This is a genomic window from Saccharophagus degradans 2-40 (assembly GCF_000013665.1).
In the GTDB taxonomy this organism is placed as follows: domain Bacteria; phylum Pseudomonadota; class Gammaproteobacteria; order Pseudomonadales; family Cellvibrionaceae; genus Saccharophagus; species Saccharophagus degradans.
This window is the reverse complement of the sequence record NC_007912.1, coordinates 4,698,052-4,713,385: the sequence shown is the minus strand read 5'-3', so window position 1 is coordinate 4,713,385 and position 15,334 is coordinate 4,698,052. Positions and strand designations below refer to the sequence as shown.

General features: G+C 46.2%; 14 protein-coding genes. 7 read left to right on the top strand and 7 right to left on the bottom strand.

Features of this window, described 5'->3' with window-relative positions; all coding sequences use genetic code 11:
* Positions 1-16: 16 nt before the first annotated feature.
* A complete protein-coding gene (locus SDE_RS19455; protein WP_011470194.1) occupies positions 17-955 on the bottom strand; it encodes a sterol desaturase family protein in 939 nt (312 codons plus the stop codon).
* A gap of 544 nt (positions 956-1,499) precedes the next feature.
* Positions 1,500-2,390: an iron-containing redox enzyme family protein gene (locus SDE_RS19450; protein ID WP_011470193.1), complete on the bottom strand. Its 891-nt coding sequence runs from the start codon at positions 2,388-2,390 to the stop codon at positions 1,500-1,502.
* Between the two features lie 182 nt (positions 2,391-2,572).
* Between SDE_RS19450 and SDE_RS19445 the strand changes: the two genes are divergently transcribed.
* Both SDE_RS19445 and SDE_RS19440 read left to right on the top strand, forming a co-directional pair.
* Positions 2,573-3,142, top strand: coding sequence for a TetR/AcrR family transcriptional regulator (locus tag SDE_RS19445; protein ID WP_011470192.1), 570 nt, complete (start codon positions 2,573-2,575; stop codon positions 3,140-3,142).
* Positions 3,143-3,370: 228 nt separating this feature from the next.
* Complete coding sequence (locus SDE_RS19440) at positions 3,371-4,195, top strand: MipA/OmpV family protein (protein WP_011470191.1); 825 nt, start codon at positions 3,371-3,373, stop codon at positions 4,193-4,195.
* Between the two features lie 132 nt (positions 4,196-4,327).
* Here SDE_RS19440 and SDE_RS19435 read toward each other — a convergent pair whose 3' ends face one another.
* Both SDE_RS19435 and SDE_RS19430 read right to left on the bottom strand, forming a co-directional pair.
* Entirely contained in the window at positions 4,328-5,707 is a 1,380-nt protein-coding gene (locus SDE_RS19435) for an aminoacyl-tRNA deacylase and HDOD domain-containing protein (RefSeq protein WP_041324923.1), read from the bottom strand.
* Between the two features lie 268 nt (positions 5,708-5,975).
* Positions 5,976-6,866: an SDR family oxidoreductase gene (locus SDE_RS19430; RefSeq protein ID WP_011470189.1), complete on the bottom strand. Its 891-nt coding sequence runs from the start codon at positions 6,864-6,866 to the stop codon at positions 5,976-5,978.
* Positions 6,867-6,913: 47 nt separating this feature from the next.
* Between SDE_RS19430 and SDE_RS19425 the strand changes: the two genes are divergently transcribed.
* The 3 genes from SDE_RS19425 (at position 6,914) to SDE_RS21635 (ending at position 10,779) form a co-directional block, all read left to right on the top strand.
* The gene (locus SDE_RS19425; protein ID WP_011470188.1) at positions 6,914-7,840 is read left to right on the top strand and encodes a hydrogen peroxide-inducible genes activator; all 927 of its coding nucleotides are present in this window, start codon (positions 6,914-6,916) and stop codon (positions 7,838-7,840) included.
* Between the two features lie 6 nt (positions 7,841-7,846).
* Entirely contained in the window at positions 7,847-9,934 is a 2,088-nt protein-coding gene (gene recG / locus SDE_RS19420) for an ATP-dependent DNA helicase RecG (protein ID WP_011470187.1), read from the top strand.
* 167 nt (positions 9,935-10,101) lie between these two features.
* Complete coding sequence (locus tag SDE_RS21635) at positions 10,102-10,779, top strand: class I SAM-dependent methyltransferase (protein WP_158303897.1); 678 nt, start codon at positions 10,102-10,104, stop codon at positions 10,777-10,779.
* Positions 10,780-10,882: 103 nt separating this feature from the next.
* Here SDE_RS21635 and SDE_RS21630 read toward each other — a convergent pair whose 3' ends face one another.
* From SDE_RS21630 to SDE_RS19400, 3 genes are read right to left on the bottom strand one after another with little or no spacing between them, the layout of a single operon-like run.
* The gene (locus SDE_RS21630) at positions 10,883-11,590 is read right to left on the bottom strand and encodes a DUF1349 domain-containing protein (RefSeq protein WP_011470185.1); all 708 of its coding nucleotides are present in this window, start codon (positions 11,588-11,590) and stop codon (positions 10,883-10,885) included.
* A 21-nt stretch (positions 11,591-11,611) separates the two neighbouring features.
* Positions 11,612-12,361 carry a 16S rRNA pseudouridine(516) synthase gene (locus SDE_RS19405; RefSeq protein WP_011470184.1) on the bottom strand — a complete coding sequence of 250 codons (750 nt, stop codon included), beginning with the start codon at positions 12,359-12,361 and terminating at the stop codon, positions 11,612-11,614.
* Positions 12,358-12,963 (bottom strand): transglutaminase-like domain-containing protein, encoded by a 606-nt coding sequence (locus tag SDE_RS19400; protein ID WP_041326057.1) that lies wholly within the window; start codon positions 12,961-12,963, stop codon positions 12,358-12,360. The genes SDE_RS19405 and SDE_RS19400 overlap by 4 nt, the downstream gene beginning before the upstream one ends.
* 238 nt (positions 12,964-13,201) lie before the next feature.
* Here SDE_RS19400 and SDE_RS19395 point away from each other — a divergent pair, with 238 nt between their 5' ends.
* Both SDE_RS19395 and SDE_RS19390 read left to right on the top strand, forming a co-directional pair.
* Positions 13,202-13,678, top strand: coding sequence for a DUF3010 family protein (locus SDE_RS19395; protein WP_011470182.1), 477 nt, complete (start codon positions 13,202-13,204; stop codon positions 13,676-13,678).
* Complete coding sequence (locus tag SDE_RS19390) at positions 13,678-14,988, top strand: DEAD/DEAH box helicase (protein WP_011470181.1); 1,311 nt, start codon at positions 13,678-13,680, stop codon at positions 14,986-14,988. The genes SDE_RS19395 and SDE_RS19390 overlap by 1 nt, the downstream gene beginning before the upstream one ends.
* Positions 14,989-15,334 lie beyond the last annotated feature (346 nt).

Sequence of the window (15,334 nt, the reverse complement as noted above, 5' to 3'; positions counted from 1 at the left end):
ACGTAGGGTTGCCGTGTTACTGGCGGTAGGTAATGTTGCGACGCAGTGGGTGAATAATATTTTTCCAAATGTTATTAGAGGGCGGAAACGAAGCGCGATTAGTAACACCAATTTCCTTTGGTTGTTTTCCTTTCTTCCAAAAATAGCTTTTAAACAAGAAATCCCACAGGGTGATATCTACGCTGAAATGGCCGGCCTCGGCGAGATCTTTACTATGGTGTAAACGATGTTGCTCTGGGCTGCCTACTATATAGTTCAACCAACCAATTTTTACGTCGACGTTTGCGTGAGAAAAATAACCTTGCGCTGTATTAAAAATACTCACAATAAAAAGGGCTGGGGTAGAAATGCCTAATAGTATTAAGGGTAATTGTGCGAGCAGCCTGCGTCCGAATACATCTGCTATGTGATTTAGGGCGTTGTTACTGACGTTTATTTTATCTGCCGCGTGGTGAATACCATGAAAGCGCCACAAAAAAGGTATGTCGTGCCCCGCGCGATGAAAAATATAGGAACCAAGCGACGTGAGCAAAATCGCAATGGGCACTTCTACCCATAGTCCTAAAGTAGATTCCTTTGGCGATACTACAGCTGCTATTGCAAAAACCACTGCTACCGCAGAGGCACCACCCATCATAGTGAGAATTAAATAAATAGCGTCTCGGCCCCACTCTTTAGCAGTTGGGTGCCATTGCTTTTTATAGGGGATTAACCGCTCGCACAGCGCTAAGTAGGCAATAGTGCCTACCAGAAACACCATGTTGCACAAGCCAAAATCGATATCAAACGTAAAGCCAATAAATAACGTTAAGCACACGGCCAGCATAAGTAGCGGGTAACAAAGGTGGCGTAGCAAAGTGGCAAAGCTAAACGTCTTGGTGTTTTTTGTTTGCGGGGGAGTTGGTTCTTGAGCTATTCCTGAATCGAGCGTATCTGAGGGAGTTAAGGTATCCACGATGTTTTCCTTAATGAATAGATAGTGCTAATCGATTAAATTGTGTGTGCGTCTTTTAGGCCAGGGTGAAAACGTGGGCATTGTTAAAGTAATACCCGTTTTCAATAATGCTAGTTAGATACATTAACTGGTCGGTTAGGTTAAACCGTTCGAGAAAAATATTTTCTTTGGCATTAAAAGACGATTATGTTTTTGAATGCTATTACTGCTAGGCTTTATGCCTATAAACATACAGGTCTGTATAGTATTGATGGGCTGAAGTTTATTCAATAATAAAAAAATGGGAATGGAGGTGGCACGTGACAAATAAAGTTAAATTGCGCTTCTATTTTTTTATTTGCCAATTACTTCTACTTTCTTTCACTTGTTTTTAATATTTAAAAATATCTTCATTTCACTGCAACGCAATTTAGATAGTATTGTTCTGAATGTATTGGTTGCTAAATGAAACTAATGCGCAATTTTGAATGGTGAAATAAATAGTGCAATAAAAAGGGATGCTCTTAACATCCCTTTTTATTGATGTATGCGATAGCTTAGAAAATTAAGCTAGTGCGGCTGTTTCGTTGGTACTGTTTGTATTGTTGTAAGCTACTTTGGAGTTGATGCGCGAGAGTTGCTCGTTCCAAAATTCATTCCATAGGTTCATATATTCCAGCGCGGTGGCCTCAAGGCGGTTGTAGTCTGTTTCGGTGCACGCTTGGTGAAGCGCGTTCCAAAGATCTTCTTCATGGTCGTCATCTGCTGCTGCGGTGTCGTGGTCGGTACTGGTGCCGTGAACAAAGTAGTAGCCGCTATTCACATCTAGCGAATGAAACTCTGTGGCCTTACGCAAGGGGGGGCTAAAAATAATTACTTGCAGCTCTGCAACCGCTAGCAGCGTAATGATACTTGTGTAATCTGAAAAGCTTGCTTCTAAAAAGTGCAGTAACTTTCGCGCTATATCGCTAGGTGTGAATTGCTCTATTGCACTTTTGCTAAGCCCCAGCGCTTTAAGTACATCTTCATAGAGAGGGTAGTGGGCAAAAGCAGGGTTGCCACTATAGTAGTTGCTTGAATCTAATTCCGGCCTAAAGCCAAACTCGTCTAACGCATTTAGGGTTAGCAAAAAGCGTGGTGCTAGTTTTGCCCCGGCTGGTAAGCGTGGCTCTAATTGTCTGGTTTGAGTCATGGCCATTGTTAGTGCATCCGTAAATACCTTTACAATGGCGTGCCTATAATCTAAATGAATTTTCTGTAGTGTTTCTTTGTTAATTTTTTGTGAATTTAGCGCATTAATGGCTGGATGGTTGTTGATGGCATGCTGGCTTAATTTTTTGCGTAGATTTTTAGTAAAAATCTCATTGCGCTCCCAAGCACTTTTTGGCACAGTTCCTTTCATAATGTTAAGTGCTTGAAGCCTAGGGTTGTTCAGAAGAGATTTATCTATATTCATATCCGTGAATCCTATTTTTAGGTGGTGGGGGAAATCGATATTATTCCTTGCTTGTATGCTTAGTTAGCGTGTGCGCTAAGAGGGTGGGTAGACGGGTATGTCTACTATATGGATGGCATTGTAATTGAATCAGGTTAATTTTCTATTTCTTATTTAATGGTTTAATAAAAAAAGTAAAAGTTATGTCTAAAAAAGAAGAAGATATTATTCAGTCTGCTACTAAGTTGTTTTCGGCGTTTGGTTATCATGCGGTAGGTATAGATACCATTATTGCTGAATCTAATGTAGCAAAAATGACATTTTATAAGTACTTCCCCTCTAAAGAATTGTTAATAGAAGGTGTATTAAAGCGGCGAGATGAAGATTTACAGGCCGGAATATTGCGCACTGTAGAATCGTGCCGTACGCCAATGGCTAAATTAAAAGCCATTTTTAATTGGTACGAAAACTGGTTTTGTGGCGCAGATTTTCATGGTTGTATGTTTATTAAGGCATCGGAAGAGTTTCCGCGTGGCGCGACTCGCGTGCGCGACATTATCGAGAATTTTAAACGTTGGCTGATTGAGCTTATAAAGGAAATATTACAACAGGCGGGCGCAGCTAACGCTGCAGTATTGGCGCAACATGTTGTAGTGGTTTTAGATGGCCTTACTGTGAAGTTTAATATGGATGTGTCTGTCGCACACACAGAAATGGCAAATAACTGGAAGCTTATTAAGAAATTGGTTCAGCTGCATATTAAAGATAAGTAAAATAATGGTGTAAATGTCGTGTATTAAAAGTCCGCTCCCGCCTTATCCCCCTTTCAATTAATAAATTGTGTCACATAAAACGCAATTCACGTCGCTATGTATAGTGGTATTAGGTATACAGATCTGTATACTTCTATCGCCTTATGTCAACGGTTTGTATGCTCGCTTATGCAAACTGATTTAGATAAAAATGGGATCATTTTATCAGTGTTTTCATGGGAGTGAATCATGCAAATTAATATGTGGGAAAGTATAGAGCAAGGTAAGAAGTACGGTAAAAGGCTTGCTGAAAAAGTGTTAGATATGAAGGCTGTCTGCATATGGATAGCTTTGTTGATAGTAGGCAGTAATTGTTTTGCGCAGCAGCCCAACCCTAATTATTTTAGCCTTGGTGCAGTGGGGTTATATATGCCCGAGTACGAAGGGTCGGATGAGATGCAATTGCTTGGGTTTCCCTCTATAGCATTTAAAAAGGATCGCTGGCAATTTGATGCGGTTAATGGCCTTAGGTACAATTTTTCCGCTGATGGCAATTACAGTTATGGGCCTTTGGTGCATTATTTTTTTGGTCGTGAAGAGTCGGACTCTGCTTATCTTACAGGGTTGGGGGATATCGATTACGGCTTAGAAATGGGGGCCTACCTCAATTATTCTTTGGCCGGTTGGACGTTGGGTGGTAGCGTGCACCGAGATTTATCTAAGCAGGTGGGCGGGTTAAGATTGAAGTTGGCGGCTGATCGAATGTTTATGTTAAACCGTTCGAATATGTTGAGTGTACAGGTAGATACCGAGTGGGTTGACGAAAAATATGCCGATGCATTTTTTGCTATCTCTACCGAGCAGGCTTTGGCTACCGATTACTCTGTTTATAACGCTAGCAAGGGGTTAAAGCACGCAGGGGTAAGTGCAACTTGGATTCATATTGTTAACCCGCACTGGCAAGCAATAGTGGGTGTAAACGCAAAAGTATTGGTTGGCAGTGCAGTAGATAGCCCGCTTGTGTTTGATGATACGCTAATCTCAACCGTAGCAGGTGTGGTATATCGCTTCTAAACATATTCCAAAAAATCGCTTTCCCTCCCCCCCCCAAAAAAAAACCGCTCTAAGCAATAAGCTACTTGAGCGGTTTTAATTCTTTTCTCTGATTTTTCAGCTAGCGATTAGCGCTGCCAAGCTAGTGATTGACTACCCTCTCATTTTCTCAGCAATTTCATCTAAATCAGAGCCGGACTCTAAAATATTTTCTATTGTAATTTCGGCAGTTTCTCTATCTAAATGTAACTCTTGGAATAAGCTGTCGGGCAGGGCTTGCGGATAGCTCGAGCCAAAGCCTTTTGCTGCTAACAATTGTTTGGCCACGTAGATTAACTTGGCGTACACATTGTGCTCGCCCTTAAAATCCAAATTATTCTGTTGGCGTAATGCCACTACAACTTCTTCGGGCATATTCCAATTATCTAACAACCACGAAGCTACTTGGTTGCCAGATACACCCAGTAAAAACTGTTCTACCGATGCGTTGGGCACATGAGGGTTAGCCAGTTGCAAGCGGCTAATGTTTGAAAAATAAGGGGGGAAGACTTCGGCCAATACCAAAAAGCCAAAATTGTTTAGTAGGCCTGCGAGATAAGCCATACCAAAGCTTGGACGGTGTTCGCGCCCAATACTGGTAACTAAGCCTTCTACGGCGGCGGCTGAATAAACGGAGGCACGCCAGTAATCATCTAATTGTTTTTGGCTTGCAGCCGACGAAGTGATGGTGCGGCCTAGCGCTAAGCCCAAAGCAAGGTTAAGCACCATATCAAAACCCAGTACTCTCACTATGGCATCGTGTACTGATTTTATTTTGCCTGGCGCGGAATAATAAGGCGATGCTGCCCAGCTCACCACCTGTGCGGCTAAGCTTGGGTCTATTTCTACAATATTGGTTAGGTCGCTAATGTCGGCATTTGGGTCTGCGCGCAATTTAATAATACGCTGCGCGGTTTCCGGTAAGGGGGGCAATTCTAAAGTTTCGTCTAGGCGCTGTTTAATGCGCAACTGGGTAAAGCGTTTTACTGAATCGAATATTTGCGCTTCGTCGTCGGCAGCGCTGTCGCTGCTTGGCATGCTGCCAGCAAAGGTGCCTACACTAGAGGCGTCGATAATACTTTGAAAATCTTCTTGGCTTATTTCCACCCAGCGCTCGCCGTCGCCAGATTCCAATAACAATTTTTCGTAGCGCAAAATACTGGCGTCTACTAGGGTGGGCAAGCCTTGCCAGCGCGGTATGGCAGGTATACTAATTAATTGCTGCTTCTCTAGTAGAGGGCTTATTTCTTGGCAGGGGATGCCCTCAAAGCTGCGGCCAAAATGTCGGAACATTGCATCTACATCCACAATTGTATTGGATGGCACCAGTACTTGGCAGCGGCTTTTTGCGTCTTGCACCAGTACAGCTTTTACAACGCATACCATGTTTGTAGAAGGGATTAGTCGCAGCTTTGTGGCTTCATCCATGCCTGTAATGTTGTAGGCAACTTGGCGGTTTTCGAGCATTTCCAAAATACTGGTGTTTACAGACACTAAGGTACTCTCCATTTAAGCAAATTTATTTGCGCAATGTGCTAACCAGTGGACGAACTAACTTATCTGCTGGCTTAAAAGCTGGCGGGGTGCTGGTTAAAAGATAAGCCGACATTACGCGCTACTTACTAAAATATAGTTGGCTTGGCGGCAATATCTAGTTTGGCTTAGATCAATTGTTGCTAATAAAGAGGGGGGTGGCGTACGCATCATCTTAGAGGGTATCCATATATGACTAGGCCCCTTGTGTGGCGGGGCCTGCGGGCAATTACTGCTGGCTCTGAGCTTGCTGCTTAAATGTGGCAATAATGTCTTTATAGCCCTCTCTATAACTGGAGTAAATAAAGGAGTAACCTGACTCTAGTATGCGTTTGTTATTGCAGCGCTTGCTGCCGGCGCGCGTTTTGGCTGTTGGGTCGCGCTTTAGATGAGTTTCGGGCAACCCTAGTTGTTTACCCAGCCACTGACGTGCTGCTTTGGCGGTAACAGGTTCGCAGTCGCTGGCGAGGTAGTGGCTGGCCAGCTGTTGGCCAGAAGCGTGCAGTTGGATTAAATGCGCCAGTACACCGGCGCAGTCGTCCGCGTGAATGCGGTTGGTGTAGGCTTCCGTACCTGCCTTACCTGCTAGCACCTGCCTTAATAATTGGTCGCGCCCTGGCCCGTAAATACCGGAAAAGCGCACAATGCAGGAAGTTGTTGTTCCGTTTTCGGCCAAGCTTAGTGCGAGCTTCTCCGCTTCTAAAATACGTTGGCCGCTGTAATTGGTTGGCTTGCAGGTGCTGGTTTCATCCACCCACTCGTCTTCATTTTGGCCGTATACGCTGGTGCTAGAAACAAAAATAACGCATTTGGGAGGGGTGTTGCTGGCTTGCCACGCGTTGCTAAGCGCTTGTAGGGGATCTACATAACCTGCTTTGTAGCCTTCGTCCGAGCGGGCTGCAGGGGTGAGGGTAATCACCACTGTGTCAAACGCGGTTTGGCTAATTTTGTTAAGTATTTCAGCGTCTTGCGCGCTGCCAAGCCATTGGCTAACTCCCTCCGGCAGCTGCCGCGGTGTGCGCGCTATACCCGTTATAGAGTAACCGTTGGTCGCGAGTTGGCGGCTGGTTCGTCCTGCAATATCGCCGTAACCAATAAACAGTAGTTTTTTTCCAGACAAAATATAAAATACTCCCTATCACATTCATCTATTCAATAGATTTTGCTATGACACTCACTGAATTGCGCTACATCGTTACCCTTGCACAAGAGCAACATTTTGGTCGCGCTGCAGAGCGCTGCCATGTGTCGCAACCCACTTTAAGTATTGCGGTTAAAAAGTTAGAGGAAGAGCTGAGCATAGCTCTGTTCGAACGCTCCAAAACACGCGTGTACCCTACACCTTTAGGTACCCAAATTGTAGAGCAAGCGTGCCGCGTGCTAGAACAGGCCTCGGCCATTAAAGACATTGCCACCGCCGGTAAAAACCAGCTTACCAGCCCCTTGCAGTTAGGTGCCATCTTTACCATTGGGCCCTATTTGTTCCCGCAGCTTATACCGGCTATTCAAAAATTAGCCAGCGATATGCCGCTTTATGTGGAAGAAAGCTACACAGCCACCTTGCGCCGCCGCTTGCGCCAAGGGGATTTAGACGCAATTGTGGTCGCGCTGCCGTTCACCGAAGCCGATGTGGTTACTCAAAAGCTCTACGAAGAGCCGTTTGTGGTGTTGTTGAGTAAAGATCACCCGCTGGCTGAGAAAGAGGCCATCCAGCCGGATGAGCTATCAGACTGCAACGTGCTGCTGTTAGGCGAAGGCCACTGCTTTCGCGACCAAGTACTGGCGGCCTGCCCTAACCTAAAGCCCGGTATTGATGATCCGCGCGGTAAAATACGCACCGCCACAGAGGGCAGCTCACTCGAGACGCTTAAGTATATGGTGGCCTCGCGCTTAGGCATTACCATTTTGCCTTTGTCGGCCGCACTAAGCGGGCATCAATCGTCAGATATGCTGGTAACCCGCCCGTTTGCGGGTGATGCGCCAACGCGTACTATTGCCTTGGCATGGCGGGCAAGTTTCCCGCGCTTACAGGCTATAGATGTGGTGCGCGAAGCCATTGGCGAATGCAGTATTGCCAGCAAGCCAGCTATTTAATTTATTGTGAGCGCCCACCCTAACGAACTCGCTGCGCTGCCCGTAACTGTTGTAAAAGGTGTGGGTGGCAAGCTGGCGCAAACCCTTGCCAAGCTGGGTATTCACACCCTGCAGGATTTACTGTTTCACTTGCCGCACAGGTATGTGGACCGCACCCGCATTACGCCAATTGGTAAGTTGCGCCTGAATATGGCCGCGGTGGTTCAGGGTTGCGTAGTAAGTGCTAACATTCAGTTTGGCCGCCGCCGCAGCTTAGCTTGCACCATAGAGGACGACACCGGCAGCCTAATGATGCGCTTTTACCATTTTAGTGCTGCGCAAAAAGATAAATTAGAGCCGGGTACCTTAGTGCGCTGCTACGGCGAACCGCGCATGGGTACTACCGGCCTTGAGTTTTACCACCCAGAATACGATATAGTCGACGACCCTAGCGCTAAACCAGTCGAAGAAGCGCTTACCCCTGTATATGGCCTCACCGAAGGTATCACCCAACCGCGCATTCGCAAGCTTGCCGAGCAGGCTTTACTCGAGCTAAAACACCATAACCCCGCCGAGTATTTACCCCCCGAGGTAGGGCAAATGTTTGGGGTAGATTCCCTCGCTGATGCGCTGCGTTACCTGCATGCGCCGCCGCCAGACGCACCGGTAGAACAACTTATTGCTGGGTTGCACCCCTATCAGCAACGCTTGGCCTTTGAAGAGTTATTGGCCCATTACCTAGCGCGCCAAGAAGCTCGCGCCCGCGCGCAGGCAGAGGCTTCCCCTGTGCTGCGCGTAGCAGAACAGCAGCGCCAAGCATTTCTTGCGCAATTGCCGTTTACCCCTACTTTTGCCCAAACCCGAGTATTGGGCGATATAAACCGCGATCTGCAAGAGGGTAAACCCATGCTGCGCATGGTGCAGGGGGATGTAGGCAGCGGCAAAACACTGGTAGCAGCGCTAGCGGCCTTGGATGTAATTAGCGCAGGTTACCAAGTGGCGTTGGTAGCGCCCACGGAAATACTGGCCGAGCAGCACTTCATCGCTTTTAGCAATTGGCTCGAACCATTAGGGTTTAATGTAGCTTGGTTGGTGGGCAAGCTCACCGCCAGTAAGCGGCGCGATACGGTCGCGTCCATTGCAGCAGGTGAGGTAGATGTGGTGGTTGGCACCCATGCGCTGTTCCAAGACGATGTGTTATTCGCCAGCCTGGGCTTAGCTATAGTGGATGAGCAGCATCGCTTTGGCGTAAACCAGCGCTTAACCCTGCGCCAAAAATCTATCGACGGTACCATTCCCCATCAACTGGTAATGACTGCCACCCCAATACCGCGCACCCTCGCCATGACAGCTTACGCCGAGTTAGATTATTCGGTAATAGACGAGCTACCACCCGGCCGCACACCGGTTAATACAGTGCTTATTAGTCAAAAGCGCAGGCCGCAAGTAATAGAGCGTATTTTGGCTGCGTGCAAAGAAAACAAACAGGTTTACTGGGTGTGTACACTGGTGGAAGACAGTGAAACCCTCGCAGCCGCCAACGCAGAAGAAACCGCCGAGTTACTTAAAAACGCTCTTAAAGACATTAACATAGGCTTAGTGCACGGCCGCTTAAAAGCCGCAGAAAAAGAAGCGGTAATGAAAGCCTTTAAAGCCGGTGAGTTGCAATTACTGGTGGCCACCACGGTAATTGAAGTGGGGGTGGATGTACCCAATGCCAGCCTAATGATAATTGAAAACCCCGAGCGCCTAGGCTTGGCGCAATTGCACCAGTTGCGCGGTCGCGTGGGGCGAGGCTCCATCGCCAGTCATTGTGTGATGCTGTACGGCGATAAACTCTCAATGCAAGCCAAAGAGCGGCTAGGCGTAATGCGCGAAACCAACGACGGTTTTGAAATAGCCGAAAAAGATTTAGCCCTGCGCGGCCCAGGCGAATTACTGGGCACTCGTCAAACAGGCGAAATGGAATACCGCTTGGCCGACTTACAGCGCGACGCTGGCATGCTGGACGACATACACGAAATTGGCGATTCATTGTGTGCCCATCACCCCGAAACGGTAGAGAAGATTTTAAATAGATGGTTTGGGGCTAGACGGGAGTATATGCAGGCGTAGATAAATATTAGATGAAGGAATGTGTTGCCAATAAGGTGATTTCACATATAGCTTTGGCTTTTAAGCTGGTTGGCAGCGTGTAGAGCAAATAACCGTGTCGTCATCGAATGTCGTTAGGTCTTAGTTTAAGTGGCATAGGATGAATGGCGCTAAATAGGTATATCTCTATGAAAAAATTACAGAAAAAAATTTCTAATTTACTGTTGGCTTTAAGAAAAATAAGCGATTTAAAAAGAGAGCTAGTGGATAGCTCAGGCCAAGGGCATTCTCCACTTGAGCTTTTTTTAGCGGAATCGAAAAAATTTGAAAGACCACGAGTGCTAGAATTAGGTACGCTTCGGTCAGACTCTGATAGGTCGACGAAGCATGATGCTTGGATTCCTCAAGCTGCTGAGTATCTAGGTCTCGACATTTGTAAGGGCATAGATGTAGATGTAGTTGCGGATATCCATAAGGCAACTGATACCCTTGGAGAAGAGAAATTTGATATTATCATTTCGTGCTCTTCTTTCGAACATTTTAAATATCCACATCTAGCTGCACATCAGATAATGAAGCTCTTGAAAGTTGGTGGGATCCTATATATACAAACACATCAATCGTTCCCTATACATGCGTACCCATATGATTATTTTAGGTTTTCGAGGGAGGCGCTAGAGGGGCTATTCGGTAAAGCTATGAATTTTAATGTGGTTTCTTCGGGGTATGACTTTCCTGCGAAAATAGTCTCGCGAAGGCGCCCTTTTTCTTTTGTATCACCTGCCTTTTTAAATGTCACTCTATACGGCCTTAAAAAAGGGCCAACACCTTCAGAATATATCTATGAGCTAGACACCGAACTTTAGCGAGTGAAGTGCCATCAATAAGCCAATATTTTTCGTGCGGAGTATGGCGTATTGATGGCATTAAATAGTATGGGGCTAAGTTAGTAATAACTAGTTCCCGTACTCACTCCCCCTGCCAATAACTCTTAATAGTCGTTTCCCTAAAGCTAATCTCACTAAACAAAGTTTCTATCTTCTCGCCAATTGGGGCTTGGTTGTAAAAGCCTATTTTGGCGTTTTTGTTTTCACCTAGGGCGAAGTCGCGCAGTATTTGCCAATCTTTGCCGTTTAATGATGAGTAGAAAAAATACCTATTAGTTAAGCGTACAATTTTTAAATAAATATATGGCTGATTAATAACAGCGTGGTAGGCGCCATCGCCTTTGGTGTTGGTAACGGACGAGCTTACAAGTAGCGTTTTATTGGGTACTTGCTCTATAAGCAGTTTCGCCCATTGATTTTCGCCTGCATAAACCAGCAGGCCGCCACCGTCGTAATCGGCGCCAAATTGTGAAGTGACTTTGGCAGATAAAATAAAATCACTTTTTGCTTCGAATAATAATCTCGGTACGTTATCAGCTTTTTTCTCGCCGCTAGAGGTGGTGTATAAATCGGTACCTTTGTTCGCCGTTAGGGTAAAGCTATTGTTATTTATACTGGGCGGCGAAGTGTTATGGGTTGCCATAACGGGCTCGGTAATGCCGGGCAGTGTAAAGGTGGTTTTTTCTGCATGGCAAAGTGCGCTAAAAATGCTTAATAGCGCGCAGGCAAGAAAAATAAACTTGGATGTGTAGTATTTGTTTGCAGTAATTTTTCGAGTAAAGCGTGGCATAAGAGTCCTATCCTTTTGTGGTTATTTTAAATCTGCATTCGTAAACGTTGCGTTGCTCAATTTTATAATTTCATCGTCGTTAAGTAGCCGGTGCTCGCCCGGTTGCAGTGCTGGGTCGAGAGGGAGTGCGCCTAGTTGAGTGCGGTGTAATGCAATTACCTTATTGCGAAAGCGGCCGAACATGCGCTTTATTTGGTGGTAGCGGCCCTCTACTAAAGTCACACGCGCACGGGTGGCGGTTAGCCTTTCTAATTTTGCTGGTTGCGTTGTGAGGTCTTCAAACGCGAAATACATGCCGCTTGCAAATGCACTTATATACTGTGGCCACTCATCATCGTTTATTGTTCGTTCTAATTCCACTTCGTAGATTTTATTTACTTTGTTTTCTGGGCTGGTTAAGTGGCGAGACCAAGCGCCGTTGTTGGTAAGTAGCATTAACCCCGTCGAGTTAAAATCTAACCTGCCAACTATATGGATGTTTGCTTGCAATTGTTGCGGCAGGCAGCCCACAACAGTGGGGTGGGTGGAATCTTTGGTGGCACTTACTCTACCTGCCGGTTTGTTTAGCATAATGTAAACCGGTGCGTTGGCTTGCAGGGTTTGGTTGTCGAAGGTGATATGGCAAAACTGGCTCACCACCTGATGAATAGTGCTGGCGTGTTTACCGTTTACAAGAATGCGCTTTTGGGCAATTGCAAGGCGCACATCGCGACGATTAAGGTTGCTGTTAAGGCTTATAAACCGGTCAAGACGGGCGTGTTTGGACGTCATTGGGGTAACGGCTGTGCACTAGTTGTGGTAAACAGCGCGATATCCGGAAGGTTATTTAGCACATCGGTATAGGTGCTGTAGCGCTCTAGCACATCTGTTACTACCGGCAGCGGGCTAGGCCAAATGCCTTGCAAGTCGGCCTCGAGCTTATTGCAGGTAGTAAAGGCCAGTTGCTCGTGTGGGGGTGAAAACTGTGCGTTTACGCCGGATTTATTACCGCGCGGATCTATGCGATACCAACCGCAATTTTGTAAGTAAACTGCGTTTAAGCCGTGCAGGCAGTAGGGGGCACCGTCACCTTGTACCGACAAGCGTTGGTAGCAAAGCCCAGCGGCTATGCCGTTTGCGCGCAGCAATGCGGCCAATAAATGGCTTTTGGCGTAACAGTAACCGGTGGTGTGGGCCAGCACATCGGACGCTTTACAGGTAATGGTGTCCACTTTGTAATCTGCGCTCTGGTGTATTTCGTCGCGCACAAATTCAAAGCAGCTTTTAGCAATAGCCAGCTCATTGTTGGCGCTAGCCCGTAATTGCTTAGCAAGAGCGCTAATGCTGGGGTGTTGCCAGTCTATGTAGGTTGAATGTTCTAAATAGCGGTTCATTACTTGTTTTAACACATGTGGCTTAAGCGTGTGGGGCATTATAGGCGATAGCCGCTATGCTTTATACCAAGCGAGGTTGGACGCGTTACCAATGTGTATTTGCTGGGCATTTTATTGGCACTATTGGCCGCAAATGCCCAGTAATGCTGTATCATCTGCGCCATTAGTCATTTTATGAATTCGCGCTATTCTATGGGCGCCATGTGTGCGCCTGTAGCGCTGGGTAAGAGGTTGAATTATGAGAGTATGTGGAATCGAAATTAAAGGCAAAGAAGCCGTCATATGCTTGTTGGAAAGTAACAAAGGGCTGTACGACATACCCGATTGCCGTGTGCGCAGCCTAGTAATAAAAGACCCAGATACCAGCCAAGGCGTTAAGGATTTTCAGTTTGCGGTTGCCAAACTTGCCGAAGATTACCGCGTAGAAAAGATAGTTATTCGCGAGCGCCAGAAGAAAGGCAAGTTCGCCGGTGGTGCCGAAGGGTTTAAAATGGAAGCTGCAATTCAGCTAATAGAAGGCATAGATGTTGCCCTTATGAACCCGTCCCACAGCAAGGCGTTGCTTAAAGCTAAGCCGCTGCCCGTGCGCTTTGAAGATACCGGCTTAAAAATTTTTCAAGAAACGGCTTTTGTTACCGCCTATGTAGCGCTGGTAGAGGCATCGCTTAAACCGTCGGAATTAGTCAGCATTGCCAAACAGGGGCCTGCTGAATAATGGAATTTAGCGAGTTAGGGTTACACCAATCACTGCAAAAAGCGTTAGATAAATTAACCTTTACCAAGCCTACTGATGTACAGGTGCAAACCATTCCTGCCGTTTTAGCCGGCAAAGATATTATGGTGTCGGCCAAAACCGGCAGCGGTAAAACGGCCGCTTTTTTGCTGCCTATGCTGCACAAATTTTTAAACGATCCGCGCCCTAATACATCTACCCGCGCATTAATTTTATTGCCTACCCGCGAGCTAGCTTTGCAAACCGTAAAAGCCTTCGAGCAATTCGCCGGTTACACACAAATTAAGGTGGGCTTAATTATGGGCGGTGAAGCTTACAAACACCAAGTGGCTACTGTTCGCAAAAACCCCGAGGTATTGGTAGCTACGCCAGGCCGCTTGGTCGAGCATATTAAAAATGGCAATGTCGATTTTTCCGATTTAGAGTTTTTAGTGTTGGACGAATCCGATCGCATGCTGGATATGGGCTTTCAAGAAAACATGCTTGCCATTGCCGCTGTGTGTAATGAAGAAAGACAAAACCTTTTGTTTTCGGCTACGTTAAAGCACAAGGGGATAGGTGGTATTACTGGCTTGTTACAAGACCCTGTGCGCATCCAAGTAGATAGCGCTAAAGAAGGTCATAGCAATATCACCCAACAGCGCGTATTCGCCGACGACGACAGCCACAAAGAAAAACTAGTGGTTAAGCTTATTGCGGAAGAAGACGCGCAGCGCGTAATAGTTTTTTGTAATACGCGTTTGCAATGCCAGAAAGTGAGTAATATTTTACGCGCGAATAAATTAGTGTCGGAATATATTCACGGTGAGGTTACGCAAAGCGACCGCAAGCAGGTAATGAACCGGTTTATCGACGGTAAAATTCGCGTGCTGGTAGCTACCGATGTGGCTGCGCGCGGGTTGGATATAAAAGATGTAGATTTGGTTATTAATTTCTCGGCAGCGTTTACCGGCGATGAGCATGTGCATCGCGTGGGCCGTACGGGGCGCTCTGACAAAACCGGTTTGGCAATTACGCTTATTAGCCCCAAAGAATTCAACCCTATGTCGAGTATCGAGCGCTACTTAAAAATTCGCTTAATACCGCGCAAGGTGAAAGGTTTAGAGGGTACCTACAACGGCCCCAAAAAACTAAAAAGCTCTGGCAAAGCCGCCGGCCCCAAAAAGAAAAAAACCAAAACTACAGCCGGCAAACCCGGCAAAAAATTACCAAGTAAAAAAGACCCCCAAAAGAAACGCTCCGCCCCAAAAGTGAATTTGGGCGATGGCAGTGAGCCATTGTTTAAGAGATAGGGGACAGTTTACAGTTGTCAGCTTACAGGGCGCAGTCGGGGTTAAGCGGTGTGCTGTAAGCTGATAGCTGTAGGCTGCCTCTGATAAAACTCCCTTCCTAGTCGCCAAATTCATCTTATGTCTACAAAACAAACAATTCTTTACTTTTTGATGTTAAACGTTTACCTTTGTTTTTAGGTTGATACGTGTGCGTTTTTTTGTTCCGAAAGGTAAACGTTTAACTTTATGTCTAATAACAATAACAAACCGGCTATTTAGTTGGTTATGAATGTATTGAAGTAATTTTCTATAAACGACGCTGGCTGTAGTCCTGGTAGGGTGCTGGCGCGGGGGCATTGGCTCTATT